Source organism: Alkaliphilus transvaalensis ATCC 700919 (assembly GCF_000621485.1).
Classification (GTDB): domain Bacteria; phylum Bacillota; class Clostridia; order Peptostreptococcales; family Natronincolaceae; genus Alkaliphilus; species Alkaliphilus transvaalensis.
In genome coordinates this window covers 101980-118478 of the sequence record NZ_JHYF01000009.1, presented here as the reverse complement: position 1 = coordinate 118478, position 16499 = coordinate 101980, and the positions used below count along the sequence as shown (strand labels likewise).

The window sequence follows — 16499 nt, the reverse complement described above, 5'->3', positions numbered from 1 at the left end:
AAATTATTATGTAAAAAACATACCTCTTATTAAGCTAAACATAGCATATAAGGGGTATGTTTTTGTACTAGGATGCCTTAGGTTGAGTTTCTTTTTGATCATTAGCTAATTTTGCTTTTTCCCAAGTTTGATAGTTTTTAAATAAATCCAATGCTCTTTTCATTACCTTATCTTGTACCTTAGAAGGATCTTTAAGAATATTTGACATTTGTACTAATTGAATATCCAAATATTTAGGATTTTGAAATTTATTAGCATAGGAGTTTTTATTTGATTTTTTCATCGATGCAGCAAGGGATTCTTTAAACATTAGAAGAAGAAAACTGTTTCTCTTTTGTTTTGGAACTTGCTTTGCTTGTTCAAAAACTTGATGATAGAACTTTTCCAAATTTTGTTTCTTAAAATAAAAGTAAGCTATGGCTAATCCTAGGATAATTATTACTGTCCCTATTACCAAAATTGTTGTCGTATTCATTAGTTAAGTCCCCCTTTATAAGTTTACTTTTTCATTTTACCATAAACTCTTTATTTATGCACTATAACAAAATTTAGGAGGGAATTTAAGGAAACTATAGAATAATAAATAGTAGATGAATTACGTGTATAGGGAGAAGGGAGCATTCACGATTATAAAAAAGAAAAGAGAGGGTGCTGGATGAACAAAAAAGAGCAAGTATTTAAGAAACTTGATGAACTAAAAATCCCATACGAGGTCATATATCATGAAGCTGTATTTACAATTGAGGAAATGAACGATTTAGGTATTAGTAATGATGGAGATGTTGTTAAGAATTTATTTTTAAGGGATGCAAAGGGAAAACGTCATTTTTTAGTTGTCATGGATAAAGATAAGAAGGCCGATCTTCAAAGTATTCAACAACAGTTAGGATCTACGGTCTTAAGTTTTGCATCGGAAAACAGATTAGAGAAATTTCTACAGCTGAGTAAAGGAGCAGTAACTCCCTTGGGGGTAATAAACGATACAAAGGCCTTGGTTGAGGTAATCTTTGATAAAGAACTAATAGGAAAAACAAGGCTAGGGGTTCATCCCAATGACAATAGGGCAACCATCTGGATTTCCTTTGATAATTTAAAAACGTTAATTGAGAAAAACGGTAATGATATAAAATACATAACGATTTAATGAATATCACCTTAAGTTACTTTTACTGTAGTACTGAAGCAATATTCAATACTGAGGAAGGAATGTATTATGATGAATTTCAGTAATAAAAGACTCTACTCATTAGCTTTAATAATAGCTATAGGATTATCTATATATTCTATACAGGCATATAGAAATATACAAAGAGAAATGGGAAAACGGTATATGGGAATACATACAAATATTGAAACGAGTTTAGATCTTGTAAAAGTTGATCTAGTTAGGTTTGAAAATAATCAAGAGGATAAGTCAATACTATTGCCATTATTAGGGAAGATAAATGAATTGAAACATATTTCCTATTATACACCACCCGTAAATGGAATTTATCCTTTTTTGTTAAGAGAAATCGAAGTAAAGTTAATTGCTATAGAAAAAGGAGGACTGGAGGAAGCTAAAGCAGATGCAGCTTTAGAAGAAATTTATACAACTTTTGAACTTATCGAAGCTGTATCAAAGATTATAGCAGAAAAGATAGCAGAAGATAATCCAATCGGTTTTTTTAGAGAGATTGAATCTACTAATAGTAAAACCTTTAAGCGAATTAACGAGATTTACAATGACTTTGCGAAAAAATAAGGAGATAATGACTAATGGTTATTTTAATAGGTGGTATTGGATGTACTGGCAAAACCCTAATGGCTCAAAAGTTACTTGAAAAGTATAAAATGCCATATCTCTCTATCGATCACTTAAAGATGGGTTTATACAGAGCTGATGAGAACTGTGGATTTACACCACTAGATAGTAACGAACTAATTGGAGAAAAGTTATGGCCGATTATTAGAGGAATTATAATGACCAATATAGAGAACAAGCAAAATATTATCATAGAAGGCTGCTATATAATGCCACATTTTATAAAGGATTTTAATAAATTCTATTCAGAAAAAATTATATCAGTATTCTTGGGATTTTCGGAAAAATATATCGAGAAAAGTTTTCAATCGAATATCGCAAAGTTTAGAAATGCAATTGAAAATCGTACCTATCCAGAAGATAGATCATTATTACAATATATAAAAGAACATGATGAATTAAGAAAAAAGTGTATGGAAACTTGTGTCGATTACTTTGAAATAAAAAATAATTATGAAGTAGAAATTGTAAAGGTGTATGATTATATAGACGACCGTGTAAAGTCAATAAATTATACTTAATGAGGTTTTGATATCTAGTAAGTTTAAAGATGCAGAGACATCTACTTCCTTAGGTAATACTCACGATTTCAAAAGAAAATTTAAAAAGGATCGAAGGGATGTTACAATATGGATGTCATAGAAACGATTTACAAAAGAAGAAGTATCAGAAAATATCTAGATAAGCCAGTTGAAAAAGATGCAATTATAACTTTATTAAAGGCAGCAACAGCAGCACCTACTGCAGCTAATTGTCAACCATGGGAATTTATAGTCATAAATGAGGTTGAAAAACTTACAGTGCTAAAAGAAAAGTTAATTTTCGCAAGATATAATGCTCCAGTAGCTATTGTTGTGTGTGGAAATATGAAATTAGCATTTAAGGGGCCAGGTCGTGAAATGTGGGTACAAGACTGTAGTGCAGCAATAGAAAATATTTTAATTGCTGCAACAAGTATTGATCTTGGCACAGTTTGGATCGGAGTACATCCAATTGAAAGCAATATTAAACCTTTAAAAAAGCTATTGAATATACCTGATTATGTTATTCCTCTCGGTATTGTATTAGTTGGTCATCCTGCAGAGACTAAAGAAGCTAGGACACGTTTTAATGAAAAAAGAGTATACTGGCAAGAATATGAACCTGACCGTAAACACCGCTCAAAAAATAAACCAATTTTAGGGCATTATTAAAACTTTAAAAGGAGCATATGGAAGGATAAAGTGGGAATTACCATTGCCAACATCACTTAACATCAACTTTGTATTCTTCTATTGTATACTAAGCAGTCAGATGTTTTTATCAAGTACTTTTAACATAAAGAGCCTATTCTTGCCATCTTGCAGAGGTGGATATAAGACCACCGACAAATCGACAAGTAGTATTAGAACTCTTTAAAAGAGAGGGACAATGGGTTTCTGAGAACTTTAAAAATGAAGCTGGAATCTCTTGCAAAAATAAATTGTTTTAAGCAAAAAGAAAGAGCTATGTAAGATGTTAATGGAATTTTTATTAGGGGATAAAAATGTGAAGATAAGGGGGATTTAGATGAGGGACTATGTAAGTATGTTTAATCAAATTGTTGAAATTATGAGAAATGACTATGGGGGTAAAGATGAAAAAATCGGGTGGGACAACCCAGAGATATTTCTTGACCAAATTATTAACCTTCTAACATCCAACCAGCTTCATGATGAAGGGTTTTATAGTATAGTTGATGATTATCTTTCAGATTTTAAAGATGGTCATTTGATTTGGTTAGCAAATGGAGGACCTATAAAAAATTGTGGTTTTCGTGTTAGACGTTATAAAAATAGCCTCTATGTAATAGATGTACTAACAGAAGAATCTAATGTTAAAAAAGGTTGGCAAATTATAGAAATAAATGGTAAAAACATCGAATTGTTAGGAAAGGATAATATAAGAAAACTTAAAAGTGATGTCCTAGAAAGACAAAAATGGAATAGTTTAATTTCTAGCGCTAATACAGTTACTTTTCAGTTAAATAATGGTGAAAAACTGTACTATGATGTCCATAACTATAAATTTAAGAGAAGAGAGTCTAAGTACGAGATGAAGAATTTAAATGACAAAATACTATATATGTGCTTTGAAGATTTCGCTAATCCTGATGCTATTTTAAAACTTATGACTAAGAATCGTAAAGCAATGGAACAGACACCGAATTGGATTATTGATGTAAGAAATAACGGGGGAGGTTCAGACGATGCCTACTACCCACTATTACCATATTTGTTTTCAAAGGGAGAAAAGCGGAAATCAGAAGATCTTTTTTATTTAATGACTGAAAGAAATTGTGATACTCGAGTAGAACTACTAAAGGCATATAGTGCAAATTGGGAGTCGAAGGAAGATGTTGAAAAGTATATAAAATTAATGGAGACTAATAGAGGGAAAGGCTTCGTTAAGATAGATTCTACTTTAGATTCTATAATGCAATCTTTTAATAAAACGACAGTAAACCCCAAACATGTTATTGTTATTACTGACACATATTGTGGTAGTTCGGGAGATCAATTTATATATGATGTTAAACAAGCAAGTAAGGTTACTGTAATGGGTAGACCAACTGCTGGTGTTCTTGACTATAGTAATTTAACTTCAATCAAAATTGATGAAGTATTTCAACTTATGTATCCTACCTCAAAGATGGCAAGTGTGATGAAAAAACAATTTACATATAATGGTATAGAACCAGATATCTATATTCCTTGGACTCCAGAACATATTGAAAAGGATTTAGATTTAGAAGAAGCATTAAAGATTTTGGATAGACTGAATGAAATTGTAGTCTAAAAAAGTGAAGTCGAAAAAACATTAATAATTGGGGAGATTCTATGAAGAATAAAGTTTTATATTTAATCTTAATACTGATGCTTGTTCTATTGACAGCTTGCTCTCAGGGTGATGATATCATTAATTCTGAATATTATACAGATGTAAATGAAGCAATTGCCAATAGTATAACAGAGGACGATGTTTTTCTATCTGTTGAAAAATATCAAAATACTACACTTTTATTTTTTGAAAGGGATGGTGGGCTAGGAACATCTGTCCTTACTGAAAAAGGTGGGAAATACAAATTTGAAAGGCAAACTCCAATTACTATATTTGAAAGTGATGGAGAGTATCTAACTGGTGGTTTTTCTATCGAGACTGAAAAGGGAGAAAAAATCAATATTTTATCTGGTGAGGTATTTGATCCTGTAGTCAGCAAAATTATATTGGAAGATATTGAAACCAAAGAAAGCGTTGAAATTTGGAGTAGAGAATTTTCCAGTTCTAGATTCTTTTATTATGTATTAGGAGATGAGGAATATACAAGAAAAAATGTTATTTCAATAGAGGGTTAGATATAGAGGGTTAGACTACTTTTACATTACAATGCAATGACATTCCTATGGGATTGTTTTATACCATATACTATTACAACATCAGGAACAGGTATAGGTAGTGGCAAAATAAATAATAATGTTGAAGGAGATGTTGAATGATTAAATTAAACAGTAAGGACTTTAATAAAGTAGCTCATCTGATTAAATCTAGAAATGAATTATCAGTACTTTCCGTTATTAATGGAAGGATGCCTGGCGAAGTATATGTTAACAATATTAAAAATCCAACTGTAGCACTGATACTAACTAATGAGTGCAATTTAATTGCGGGTCGAACTAATGATGAAGCTTTTAATTCGAAGGTGAACGCGAAATTAGATTTTTGGGATCAGTTAACTCCAGATTCCAGTGAATGGATTGAGAAAATACCATCTATTCATAAGAATCCTTTTATTAGAAAATATGCAAGAAGGCATTATGAGTTAAAGATTGATGATTTTGTTGAATATAATATCAATTTGCCTGAAGGTTATGAAATGAAAAAAGTAGATATATCAAACATAGAGCTAAAGGACTATGAAAACCTTGATAAAGTACTAAACTGGATTAAGAGTTGGGGTGAAGATAAAAGATTTAAAAATTACGGTTCTGGATATTTTATACATAATGAAAAAGTAATCGTAAGCTTTTCATTGAGTGATTGCTATTATGAAGACAAAATTGCAATTGGAGTATATACAGACGAAAGGTATAGAAATAAAGGCTTAGGCAAAATAGTTGTAGCTACAACCATAATGGATTGTTTTGCTAAGGGATACAAAAAAATTGATTGGATGTGTGTCGATTCAAATAAGGGATCTATTGCTATAGCAGAGAAATTAGGGTTTACGTATAAAAATAAGTATTACTCCTTTTCATCATATCCACCAATAGAAAATCCAACTGATTTAACTGAAGCAGAGTGGTATGAGTGGGCTGTATATTTAGAAGATGCTTCTATAACTGAAGAATGTCTTTTAATAGACTGTCTATATTCGTATATAAAATCTAATGATGTCGAAAAGACAATTAGTCTTATAGCAAAGATGAATACTGGAAAAGTCACAATAAATTATTTAAAAATAAAAAATCATATTGAAAAGCTTAAAACTTATGGTATGTGTTCTAACTTTACCAATACGACATTTTTAGATGTGGCAACTTCTAATTTGTAGAGTCTAGATAACTGATACAATTAGGGATGGCTATTTCAGGTAAGTTATTGCTTACTAATGGGTTAATCATTTCTTGAAGGAGGAGATATTTTGAGTGGAATTCATTTTGTTGATGGGAAATTCAAACCAAGTTACATCAACCCAATAACAGGAATGCCATATGATGTTAACTGGATTTTCTTAGAAGTAACCGACGATGATAGCTATAATCTGTTTAGTGGAGGAAATGCTAATGTTTTAAGACTGGCAATTAGTAAAAAATGTGATAGTTGGCAATATAGAGTATGTGACTTTATAGAATATGAACTATCTTATGGAAAACATATCATTCTTTCAATTTCTAAAGATGATTATGAAGATGCAAAACAGGTTTATAAAGAGCATTCATTTAAAGATAATTTTCTCCGTCCTTATGAAAAAAACATATTAGTTCACAGCACAACATTAGATGGATTTAAAAGTATCCTTCAAGATAAGGCGTTAAAGTCATGGAATATGCTGAAGCAGGAAGGAACAATTAATGAATCCAAGCCAATAGGGGCACTTTTAGGAGATCATGAAGAATATAGTGATTATATTATGTTTACCCATGGTGGTGTAACAGGAGAAATTATTGTGAATTCTAAACACCATGGAAGAATTATTATGAGTAAAAATGAAGAATATGTTCCGGGCGCAAGATTATATTTTGATGCAGAATTAATTGCCAAAGATGGTTTATTGATAAGGGATGGAGGCCATATAAAAGTGAAAAATAACTTGCCGTTGGAAAAATATTTGATGTGGTATGCAACAATAGATAATATTGATATGAAAGGATTAAAAATAACACCTTATAATTTTGCTATGGAATCTGATAAAGAATTTGAAAGACTATTTTCAATAGAGTTAGAAAAGAGGTAGCTATAATATACGTAATTCAACAAGGTGTAGCTACTACCACATCAAGTAACAAATAATTGATGGGAAAAAGACAGCGACCTGTAGCTTTAAAGAAGAATATTCAGAGTTAGAGTTACAAGAACTTATTGATATAAAAGGAAAAATAGTAACGGTAGAAGATCATAAAGGAACACCTAGGTGTAATATAAGAATTATTGATATTTTTGAGACTGCATTTGGAAACCCAGATTTGAGACTGGTTAGGGGAGAAGGCGATGGTGAAGATGTACTTAAGTTTCAAGAGAACCATCGACATGTAGTATAGAGATTGTGAACATTTAACTAAGGGAGGAGTTTTGCAGAAATGTTTCAGTTGGAAAATATAAATATCGATATAATTAGACCTTTACTTAACAAAGAAAACTCCCATTATCCACTTTTAAAGTCGATAATATCTAAAAAGAAGAAAGGAAAAGTATATGTGGATTGTTTAAATAAACCTTCTGTTGCTGCAATTTTAAGTGACAATGGATGGTTTTATTTGGTAGGAGAAACTAGTGATGATAATTTTAATTCACAATTAATGAACTTTCTTGTTTCGGAGGCAATAGTAGCTAATGGATCAATTCTTTGGTTTGGAATACCAGAAGAGTGGAAAAAGAAAATTGTCGGAAACACTTCTGTGGTTGTTAGGGATTATCCAAGGGTTCAATACAAATTTATAGGTTACGATTTTGATTATGACCTATATTCAAAGAAAAACTTTAAGTATAAACTTAAAGAAATTAATTCAGATAATATTGATGAAGTCTTTGAATATAATAAGGAATTAAGCATTTTCTGGGAGAGTAAAGAATTATTCCTTAAAAATGGATTTGGATATATATTGTTGGATGGTAATCAAATTATAGGCCACGCAATAAGCGCATCAGTAGAAGCAGTAGAGGCTGAAATTGACATTCAAACACAAAAAGAATACCGTGGAAAAGGGATAGCGGCTTATCTTACTTCACACTTAATAAAAGTGTGTCTAAAGCATTCTATAGAGCCTAAATGGGATTGCTCTGTAGAGAACACCGCATCAAATAAATTAGCTAGTAAGCTGGGTTTTCAAATGATAAAAGAGTATCCCTTTAGTATTATTACAACAACTCAAAAGATTTGATTTATAGCTGATAAGATACTAATAAAATTAGGGGGATGAGTTGGTGAAATATCAAGAACAAATAAAAGCTTTATGGAATGATATGGATAAACAGAATTGGGACAATATAAAGAAGTATTTTCATAACGAGGCCATAATTAACTGGAATAATACAAATGAAAGGTTTAATGTAGAAGAATTTGTAAGAGTTAATTCGGAATATCCAGGAGATTGGAATATTAAAATTGAACGATTGGAATCCATAGATAATTTAGTAATTTCTGTAGTGAAAGTGCAACTTAAAGATGAGGACATATCAGTCCATGCAACATCATTTTTTGAATTTGATCGTGATAAAATTAAAGTGCTTAATGAATACTGGGGTGATGATGGAAAACCCCCTCAATGGAGGATTGAGAAGCAAGTTGGTAGACCTATTAAAACAATATAAAGCAATCATAATTTTTTTAATAGGTTCAACAACAGATCATAATGGGAGGAGGGAAAGGAAATCATGAATATACAAAGTAAAGTTAATGATATATACTCAAAAATTTTAAAAAATAAACTAATAACAGTTTGTATTCTATTTACAGTTTTTACATTACTAGATACCATACCAATCCTAGTGGGTTTATGGCCAGCTAAAGAAGGCATTGGACCATATGTGCATTTATTAGGTAGATTTATTTTACATTCAATATTAGTGGCGGGCTTATATCTTTTTGATATCTTAAGAAAAAGACTAAAATCAAAGATTGTAATCTATATAATAACCTTTTTTCTCACATGGAGCCTTCTTTTAGTATATGTTTGGAGCAATAGTCTTTTCACAGAATTACATCCCGATGCATTTAAAGACGTTTCAATAAGTTATGCATTTATGTATATTCTTTTAGGAATAGTAGCTTTTATTGGGAATAGATCAAAAAGCAGTAATAAGTCAAATTGATTATTTGTTTTGAGTGTTAAATTGAAAAATTGCTATGAAAGAAGGCTCAAAGTTTTTTGTAAAGCTAACTTTATAGTTGATCTATTTTTTATTTTAATTCATTAAAGGGGACTCAATATGATTAAATTTCAGCCTATTACGGAAAATACATTAGAGCTTGTTCTTGAGATACTTAACTCAAATCCTCATTATAATATTCTAGAAAACGGGAATCCCTTAAGGTCAATAGAGGAAGTAAGAGAGGAATTTCTTAATCAAGTTACTGATAGTTACCTGATGATTTTAGATAATCAGTATATAGGTGTTATTGATTTTTTAAAAAATAATCCTAAGGACAACTGTCCTTGGATAGGATTACTGATGATACATGGAGATTACCATTCTAGAGGATATGGGAAAAAGTCATATGTAGCCTTTGAGAATAAATTAAAAGAGGAAAGCTTTAATAATATTCGAATTGGTATATTACAAAATAATATTAACGCTAAAAAATATTGGACATCCTTAGGCTTCAAGTTTTATAAAAATAGCCAATATCAAGGAAAGCTAGTTGAATGTTTTGAAAAAAGATTGACATAGCTTGATTAATAGGAATACTTGAGGAAATTGCGTAATTGATATTAGATTTATATTAATAAATATAAATTGGATATACATACGCATTTTAATAAGTACAGATTTGGATATATTTTGTATATAATGCTAACAATTGTGTTTGGGATTAAAATAACCTAAACCGTGGGAAGCCTTAAAACACCAAGACTTCAGAGATGGCTTTAATAACTTTAGATTATATATGAGGGAGTAATGTTGTTTTATAAAGATAGATCAGTAAATGAAAAAATATATTTATACTTGACATAATTAATTCTACTGAATATAATGAAAAAGGATTAAAAACAAAATAACTTGTTAGGAGAGGCTCCTAAATGAACACAGGCTATTGCCCAAAAATGTCGAGAGACGCCAATGGGTAGAACAGGCATGATCGGATTAAGGTCTGCTTAAGATAGCTGATTCAAACTTTGAATCTACGTCATTTAGTGCTAAAACCCAGACGAGGAGTTTATAGGTTGGTAGTGTACTATCTTATTATCTTTATTAAGATAATTTTTTGGTGCATCCTTTAGCATGGTAAAACAATGCTCTATTGTTTATGACCATTGCTACTTTATTATGTTGCCTACGACTCTTCGGAGTCGTTTTTTTGTTGCCAAAATAAGGAGGTGAGTCCAATGGAATCTGATAATGATGGCCCTTTTGAGGGTAGGTGTAGAATAAGTAAAATAACATTTAGGAAAACTATAAAAAATCGGAGGGATTACAATGCCACAATTCAAAGAAACCATTTGGGCTTATCTAGAAAAAAAGGATATTGACTCATTAAAAAGATTATTAAGTAATGCAGAGGATATGGAAATATTAGATGTAATTAGAGATTTATCACCAGAAGAGCAAGTTATCGTATATAGATTACTTACCAAAGAAAGGGCTTTATTTGTCTTCGAACAATTAGACACAAGTCTGCAACAAAAGCTACTAAGCTCCTTTACAGATGAGAAGGCTATTGAAATGATCACAGAATTAGCCCCAGATGATCGAGTAAGATTATTAGATGAATTACCTGCTACAGTAGCCAAAAAACTTTTGAACTCATTATCAGCAGAGGAACGTAAAGAAACAAACCTATTAATGGGCTATGAAGCTGAAACTGCTGGTAGAATTATGACTACAGAATATATTCGATTTAGAAGAGATATAACCGTGGAGGATGCCCTAAAGAAAATTAGGGAAAATGCTAAGGAGATGGAAACCATCTATACCCTTTATGTAACAGACGATGCTAGGAAATTAGAGGGCGTTTTATCCTTAAGGGAACTTCTAACTGCAGATTTAACTGATAAAATTGAAAATATTATGCATAAAAAGGTAATAAAAGTAACAACAGATACTGACCAAGAAGAAGTAGCCACAGTATTACAAGAACTTGATTTATTGGCTATTCCTGTTGCTGATAAAGAAAATCGACTAGTAGGGATCATTACTATAGATGATGCTATGGATATTCTTCAGGAAGAAGCAACAGAAGATATCTTTGATAAAGCTGGTTTAGCAGACTTAAACAAAAAAGAAGCTGATCGCAGTGAGGTTTTAGTTAATGGTTCTGTGTGGGATATTTGGAAGGTTAGATTACCCTTCTTAGTCATTACCCTGATTGGCGGTTTAATGGCTGGGGCTGTTATTGATACCTTTGAAGAAACCTTAGAAGCCATTGCTGCAGTTGCAGTCTTCATTCCTGTAATCATGGATATGGGTGGAAATGCAGGGACACAGTCTTCTACAATCTTTGCTAGGGCATTAATTCTTGGTCATATTAATTTAAAGAAATTTACAAGACATTTATTAAAAGAAACAGGGATAGGTCTAAGTATGGGAGCATTAGTGGGAGTAGTTGCAGGAGTGGTAGCTTCTATTTGGCAAGGGATACCTCAATTAGGTATTGCAGTTGGATTAGCCTTAGCCTTTACAATGACCTTAGCCACAGCACTAGGCTTCTTGATTCCATTCATTCTTTTCAAGTTAGACATAGACCAGGCAGCCGGAGCAGACCCAATTATAACAACCATTAAAGATATTACAGGTTTATTAATCTACTTTGTGTTAGTAAGTCAATTTTTAGGATTTCTTTTATAATAACTTAATAAGTCTTGTTAGGTGAGGCTCCTAAATGAACACAGGCTACTGCCCAAAAATGTCGAGAGACGCCAATGGGTAGAACAGGCAAGGTCGGATTAAGGTCTAGCTTAAGGTAGCTGATTCAGAAGAATCTACGTCATTTAGTGCTAAAGCTCATACGAGGAGATAATTTACTGTAGGTTTTCTATGCCATTTTTAAGTTAGAGAATTTTCAAGAGTAGCTCCTTATTTGAGTTACTCTTTTTATTTTGATTTTTTTTATAGTGTTGAGTTTATTGGTTAGCAGGAAAACTAATAAGAAAGGGGTGATGGGTATAGCAAATGGTAGAAGTATAAAAGATTACTTTTTAATAAATCTCATTTATAGGGGGATACCCATGACAATTTTAAGAGCAGAGATTTTAAGGTGTTTAAAAAAGAATGATATTGAAAGGTTAAAAGAACTAGTTAATAAGAGTGATATAAATAAGTTAAAGCATATTTTTAGACAATTAAGTATCAACCAACAAGAGAAGATATTTAGGTTGATGAATAAAGAAGGAGCTAGACAGATCTATGTTAGTATGAATGATGAAATGAGGATAAAATTAATAAATTCATTGTATCCAACTAAAAAAAATAATGGATAGGTGGATGCTTTGGTAGATGATTTAAACTTCCTATTGTCTAATAAAAATAATGTTATAGGAAGGTTAAAAACAATTCAATGTATATTTGCTAGAGTATGCAAAATAACAGCTATGGTTAATTAGGAAGGAGGTAAAATATGGTTATCGTAAGTTTTATTCTTAGAATAAGTCTTGCCTTTATTTTAGGTGGAGCAATAGGTTTTGAAAGACAAAAAAGACAGCGGATGGCAGGGATGAGAACCAATGTATTAGTTGCCTTAGGTGCATTTTTATTTGTAACCCTATCGATGATTATTGAAGGTGAAGGGAGTCCAACCAGAATGGCTGCTCAAGTGGTTTCGGGAATAGGTTTCCTTGGGGCAGGAGTCATCATTAGAGATGGGTTAAATGTAAGGGGGTTAAATACAGCAGCAACCCTATGGTGTTCTGCAGCAGTTGGAGTACTAACAAGTGCGGGATTTCTAGTTGAAGCAGTCATCGGTACCATCTTTATTTTAATAGCAAATGTATATCTAAGGGGTTTTATTAAAAAGTTCGAAGACCAGTGTAAGCCCTTAGAGGATTATGAATTGATATATACTTTAAGAGTCATATGCTTAGAAAAAGCTGAATTCCATATTCGTGCCCTATTGATTCATATGATGCAGGGTGAAGATATTATGTTGACTAACTTAGAAAGCGAGGATATAGAAAATACTGAAACTGTAGAGGTTACGGCAAGAGTTTCTAGTCTTGGTAAAAATCATGCAGCATTAGAGAAGATAGCTAGCAGGATTAGTCTAGAAAGTGGCATAACTTCTGTGGGCTGGGAGATGCAGCCCTAAATAAATAAAGGACTGTCAGTTCAATGAAAGGCAGTCCTTTATTTAAGAAAAGCTACAAACTTAGCTGTTTTGTTTTAAGTTTATTATCATATAATACTTCGAAACATTAAAAACAAATAATACATAAAAAGACTTTAGAGATATTTAAAGGACTTTTATGATATTTACAAATTTATTAATTTAAGAGGATAATTTCCTTTATTACAGCCATTCTATATAGTACAACACAATATTTAACTGTTTATAGAGGAGGTTCTATGATAAGGAAGATCATCGGTATTATCAAATATCTTAAGTATTCACCTGTGAATCGCAATAGTTTTACACCTAGTCCTACTGAGATAATAGAGAAGCTTGATTTTAATATAGAGTCAACAAGAAAACGTCTTGAAGAAATCTTTCTTCATGATGAGGGCCTAATCATTCGACCCTTTAAGATTAGGACATTTCCTAAAAATAAAGCTATTATTTGCTATATGGAGGGGATGGTTGATACTGAAGCACTAGAACTAAATGTACTTAAACCCTTAATGGGACAAGATGCGACTCCTTTTCTTGGTGTAAAAACTGCTAAGACAATTACTACTGTACTAGCAGAAGAAGTTATTACTTCTCTAAACACTTTTCTAGTAGAGTCATTAAATGAAGTAGTGGATCATCTTTTAAAGGGTTATGGGATTATTATTATAGATGGAAGTCCTTCGGCTATAGCCATTTCAGTAAGTCATTGGGAAACTAGAGGTATTAATGAACCTTCCTCGGAGACTGTGGTTAGAGGGCCTAGGGAAGGTTTTAATGAAGATATTGCTACTAACATTACCATGATTCGAAGAAAGGTTAAAAGTCCTAAGCTAAAATTCGAATATATTACTAGAGGAAGCTATTCAAAGACAGAATTAGCCATCTGTTACATAGAGGGGATAGCTAACCCCAAAATTATTGAAGAACTTAAAAGTCGTATTGAGAAAATTAATATTGACTCTGTTTTGGAATCTGGTTATATTGAAGAATTCATAGATGACCAACCTTTTTGTACTTTTCCTGCGGTAGGAACTACAGAAAAACCCGATGTGGTGGTGGGGAAAATCTTTGAAGGACGAATTGCGGTGTTATGTGACGGTACTCCTTTTGTTTTAACAGTACCTCATCTATTGGTGGAATATCTGCAAACCAGTGAAGACTATTATATCAAATGGCCCTTTGCTACAGTTTTAAGAATTACTCGCTTACTGGCTTTGATTATTACTACCACATTACCAGCCATTTATGTAGGGGTCCAAACTTTCCACCATGAGGTTATACCTTTTAAGCTGTTTTTATCTATAATGTCGGCTAGAGAGCCTATACCTATATCTTCCTTCACAGAGGCTTTACTGATGATTGTGATTTTTAAACTGATCAATGAAGCAGGAATTCGGATGCCTAAGGTTGTAGGGCAGGCCATCAGTGTCGTAGGAGCTATTGTATTAGGACAAGCTGTGGTAGAGGCAGGGATTGCCAGTCCTTTAATGATCATTGTAGTGGCGTTGACTGCTATTACCAGCTTTGTGGTACCAGGTCTTCAAAATTCTATTTTTTTAATAAGATTTTTATTGCTAGTTTTAGCAAGTATTGTTGGTTTCTATGGTATTGCCTTTGGTCTCATTATTGTATTTATCTATATGTGCAACTTAAGGTCCTTTGGAGTTCCTTATTTAGCTTCCTTTGCCCCCACCTCCTTGGAGGATTTAGAAGATACCATAATCAGAGGGCCTTTATGGACTCTTTTGATCAAGAAAAGATAGCTTTAAAAAAGGGGTGGAATAATGAAAAAAGCATTTTTACTATTGATGGTCATCGTACAAGTAATCACTTTTACTGGTTGTTGGAATCGAAGGGAAGTAAATGATTTAGTGGTTGCCCTTGCCCTAGGTATAGATATAACAGAGGATGAAGAACTTCAGGTAACGGTGCAAGCAGTGGTGCCTAGAAAGCTAGGTCTGGAGGGAACAGAAGGAAATGCTACCGTTACCTATACAGAGGTTGGGCCAACTTTTTTTGAAGCCATAAGGAAACTATCCACCGTAACTAGTCAAAAAGTTTATATTGGACATATACAACTCATCGTTTTTGGCGAAAGTGTTGCAAATCATGGGATCCAAAAACTGATTGATTTTATGGAACGGGACCATGAATTTAGAAGGCAAGCTAATATTGTTGTCACAAAAGATATATCAGCTAAAGAACTATTAGAGATCGAAAGTATTTATGAAGCCCTTCCAGCCATACATATTGTTAATACCCTAGAAAATAATGATGCTGTTGGCTTTTCAAGGGATATGGTTCTTTTGGACCTTTTAGAAGAATACAACACCCCTGGTAAGCAGTTGGTTATGGGTATTATTACTAAAAGAGGACCAGAGCATCCCCAATACGTAAAGGAACTTCGTACCCAAGGATCAGCAGTTTTTTCTGGAGAGCATTTGATAGGATTTTTAAACCCTTATCAAACACGGGGATACCTATGGGTAATAGGAGATCTACAGAGTCTTATCTTAGTAGTTCCCCATAATGAAGATCCCAAAAAACTAGTATCTTTAGAAACGATACGAACTCAATCGAAAATGGATGTAGAGGTTAGAGATGGCCAAATTATTTTAAAGGTATCCATTAAAGAAGAAGGGAATATAGGGGGACAGCAGGGTATCATTGATAAAACAGAAGCAAAGGATATTAGGTTTTTAGAACAGGAGAAGGAAAAATTAATTACCCATGAGGTAACTGAAATATTTCATATTGCTCAAAATCAGTTTGGGATAGATTTTTTTGGCTTCGGACAGCTGGTCTATAAGAAATACCCTAAGCTCTGGGAAGAAATCAAAGAGGATTGGGATGATATTTTTGTAAACTCTCCTTTTGAAATTGAAGTAGAGGCAAAGATTAGAGGAACCGGACAAATATTAGCTCCCTCCTCATCTGAATAAGGGGTGATTGTTATCTTTAGATTTTTAATTGTTC

At 32.4% G+C, this 16499-nt stretch carries 18 protein-coding genes and 2 riboswitches; of the genes, 17 read left to right on the top strand and 1 reads right to left on the bottom strand.

What is annotated here, in order from left to right; genetic code table 11:
• Nucleotides 1-67 precede the first annotated feature (67 nt).
• Entirely contained in the window at nt 68-475 is a 408-nt protein-coding gene (locus T335_RS0108135) for a hypothetical protein (protein WP_026477105.1), read from the bottom strand.
• Between the two features lie 180 nt (nt 476-655).
• Here T335_RS0108135 and T335_RS0108130 point away from each other — a divergent pair, with 180 nt between their 5' ends.
• From T335_RS0108130 to T335_RS0108040, 17 genes are all read left to right on the top strand, one after another.
• A complete protein-coding gene (locus T335_RS0108130) occupies nt 656-1144 on the top strand; it encodes a prolyl-tRNA synthetase associated domain-containing protein (RefSeq protein WP_026477104.1) in 489 nt (162 codons plus the stop codon).
• A gap of 69 nt (nt 1145-1213) precedes the next feature.
• Nucleotides 1214-1744: a hypothetical protein gene (locus T335_RS0108125; protein ID WP_026477103.1), complete on the top strand. Its 531-nt coding sequence runs from the start codon at nt 1214-1216 to the stop codon at nt 1742-1744.
• Between the two features lie 14 nt (nt 1745-1758).
• Entirely contained in the window at nt 1759-2325 is a 567-nt protein-coding gene (locus T335_RS0108120; RefSeq protein ID WP_026477102.1) for a hypothetical protein, read from the top strand.
• A gap of 108 nt (nt 2326-2433) precedes the next feature.
• On the top strand, nt 2434-2997 hold the full coding sequence (locus T335_RS0108115; RefSeq protein WP_026477101.1) for a nitroreductase family protein: 564 nt from the start codon (nt 2434-2436) through the stop codon (nt 2995-2997).
• Between the two features lie 355 nt (nt 2998-3352).
• Nucleotides 3353-4621, top strand: coding sequence for a S41 family peptidase (locus T335_RS0108110; protein ID WP_026477100.1), 1269 nt, complete (start codon nt 3353-3355; stop codon nt 4619-4621).
• 41 nt (nt 4622-4662) lie between these two features.
• Nucleotides 4663-5178, top strand: coding sequence for a hypothetical protein (locus tag T335_RS0108105; protein WP_026477099.1), 516 nt, complete (start codon nt 4663-4665; stop codon nt 5176-5178).
• Nucleotides 5179-5315: 137 nt separating this feature from the next.
• Complete coding sequence (locus T335_RS0108095; RefSeq protein ID WP_026477098.1) at nt 5316-6374, top strand: GNAT family N-acetyltransferase; 1059 nt, start codon at nt 5316-5318, stop codon at nt 6372-6374.
• 90 nt (nt 6375-6464) lie between these two features.
• Nucleotides 6465-7277 (top strand): hypothetical protein, encoded by an 813-nt coding sequence (locus T335_RS0108090; RefSeq protein ID WP_026477097.1) that lies wholly within the window; start codon nt 6465-6467, stop codon nt 7275-7277.
• A 343-nt stretch (nt 7278-7620) separates the two neighbouring features.
• Nucleotides 7621-8421: a GNAT family N-acetyltransferase gene (locus T335_RS0108085; protein WP_026477096.1), complete on the top strand. Its 801-nt coding sequence runs from the start codon at nt 7621-7623 to the stop codon at nt 8419-8421.
• A gap of 43 nt (nt 8422-8464) precedes the next feature.
• Nucleotides 8465-8851, top strand: a complete 387-nt coding sequence (locus T335_RS0108080) for a nuclear transport factor 2 family protein (RefSeq protein WP_242837266.1) — start codon at nt 8465-8467, stop codon at nt 8849-8851.
• Between the two features lie 63 nt (nt 8852-8914).
• Nucleotides 8915-9352 carry a DUF6608 family protein gene (locus tag T335_RS0108070; protein ID WP_026477094.1) on the top strand — a complete coding sequence of 146 codons (438 nt, stop codon included), beginning with the start codon at nt 8915-8917 and terminating at the stop codon, nt 9350-9352.
• Nucleotides 9353-9469: 117 nt separating this feature from the next.
• On the top strand, nt 9470-9931 hold the full coding sequence (locus T335_RS21945; protein WP_026477093.1) for a GNAT family N-acetyltransferase: 462 nt from the start codon (nt 9470-9472) through the stop codon (nt 9929-9931).
• A 322-nt stretch (nt 9932-10253) separates the two neighbouring features.
• Nucleotides 10254-10425: riboswitch (M-box (ykoK) riboswitch) on the top strand.
• A gap of 253 nt (nt 10426-10678) precedes the next feature.
• The gene (mgtE, locus tag T335_RS0108060; protein ID WP_026477092.1) at nt 10679-12046 is read left to right on the top strand and encodes a magnesium transporter; all 1368 of its coding nucleotides are present in this window, start codon (nt 10679-10681) and stop codon (nt 12044-12046) included.
• Between the two features lie 6 nt (nt 12047-12052).
• Nucleotides 12053-12221, top strand: a riboswitch (M-box (ykoK) riboswitch).
• 205 nt (nt 12222-12426) lie between these two features.
• Nucleotides 12427-12678, top strand: coding sequence for a magnesium and cobalt transport protein CorA (locus T335_RS0108055; protein ID WP_026477091.1), 252 nt, complete (start codon nt 12427-12429; stop codon nt 12676-12678).
• 137 nt (nt 12679-12815) lie between these two features.
• Nucleotides 12816-13502 carry an MgtC/SapB family protein gene (locus T335_RS0108050; protein WP_026477090.1) on the top strand — a complete coding sequence of 229 codons (687 nt, stop codon included), beginning with the start codon at nt 12816-12818 and terminating at the stop codon, nt 13500-13502.
• 257 nt (nt 13503-13759) lie between these two features.
• Complete coding sequence (locus tag T335_RS0108045; RefSeq protein ID WP_084281104.1) at nt 13760-15286, top strand: spore germination protein; 1527 nt, start codon at nt 13760-13762, stop codon at nt 15284-15286.
• Nucleotides 15287-15307: 21 nt separating this feature from the next.
• Complete coding sequence (locus tag T335_RS0108040) at nt 15308-16465, top strand: Ger(x)C family spore germination protein (RefSeq protein ID WP_026477088.1); 1158 nt, start codon at nt 15308-15310, stop codon at nt 16463-16465.
• The last annotated feature ends 34 nt before the right edge of the window (nt 16466-16499 follow it).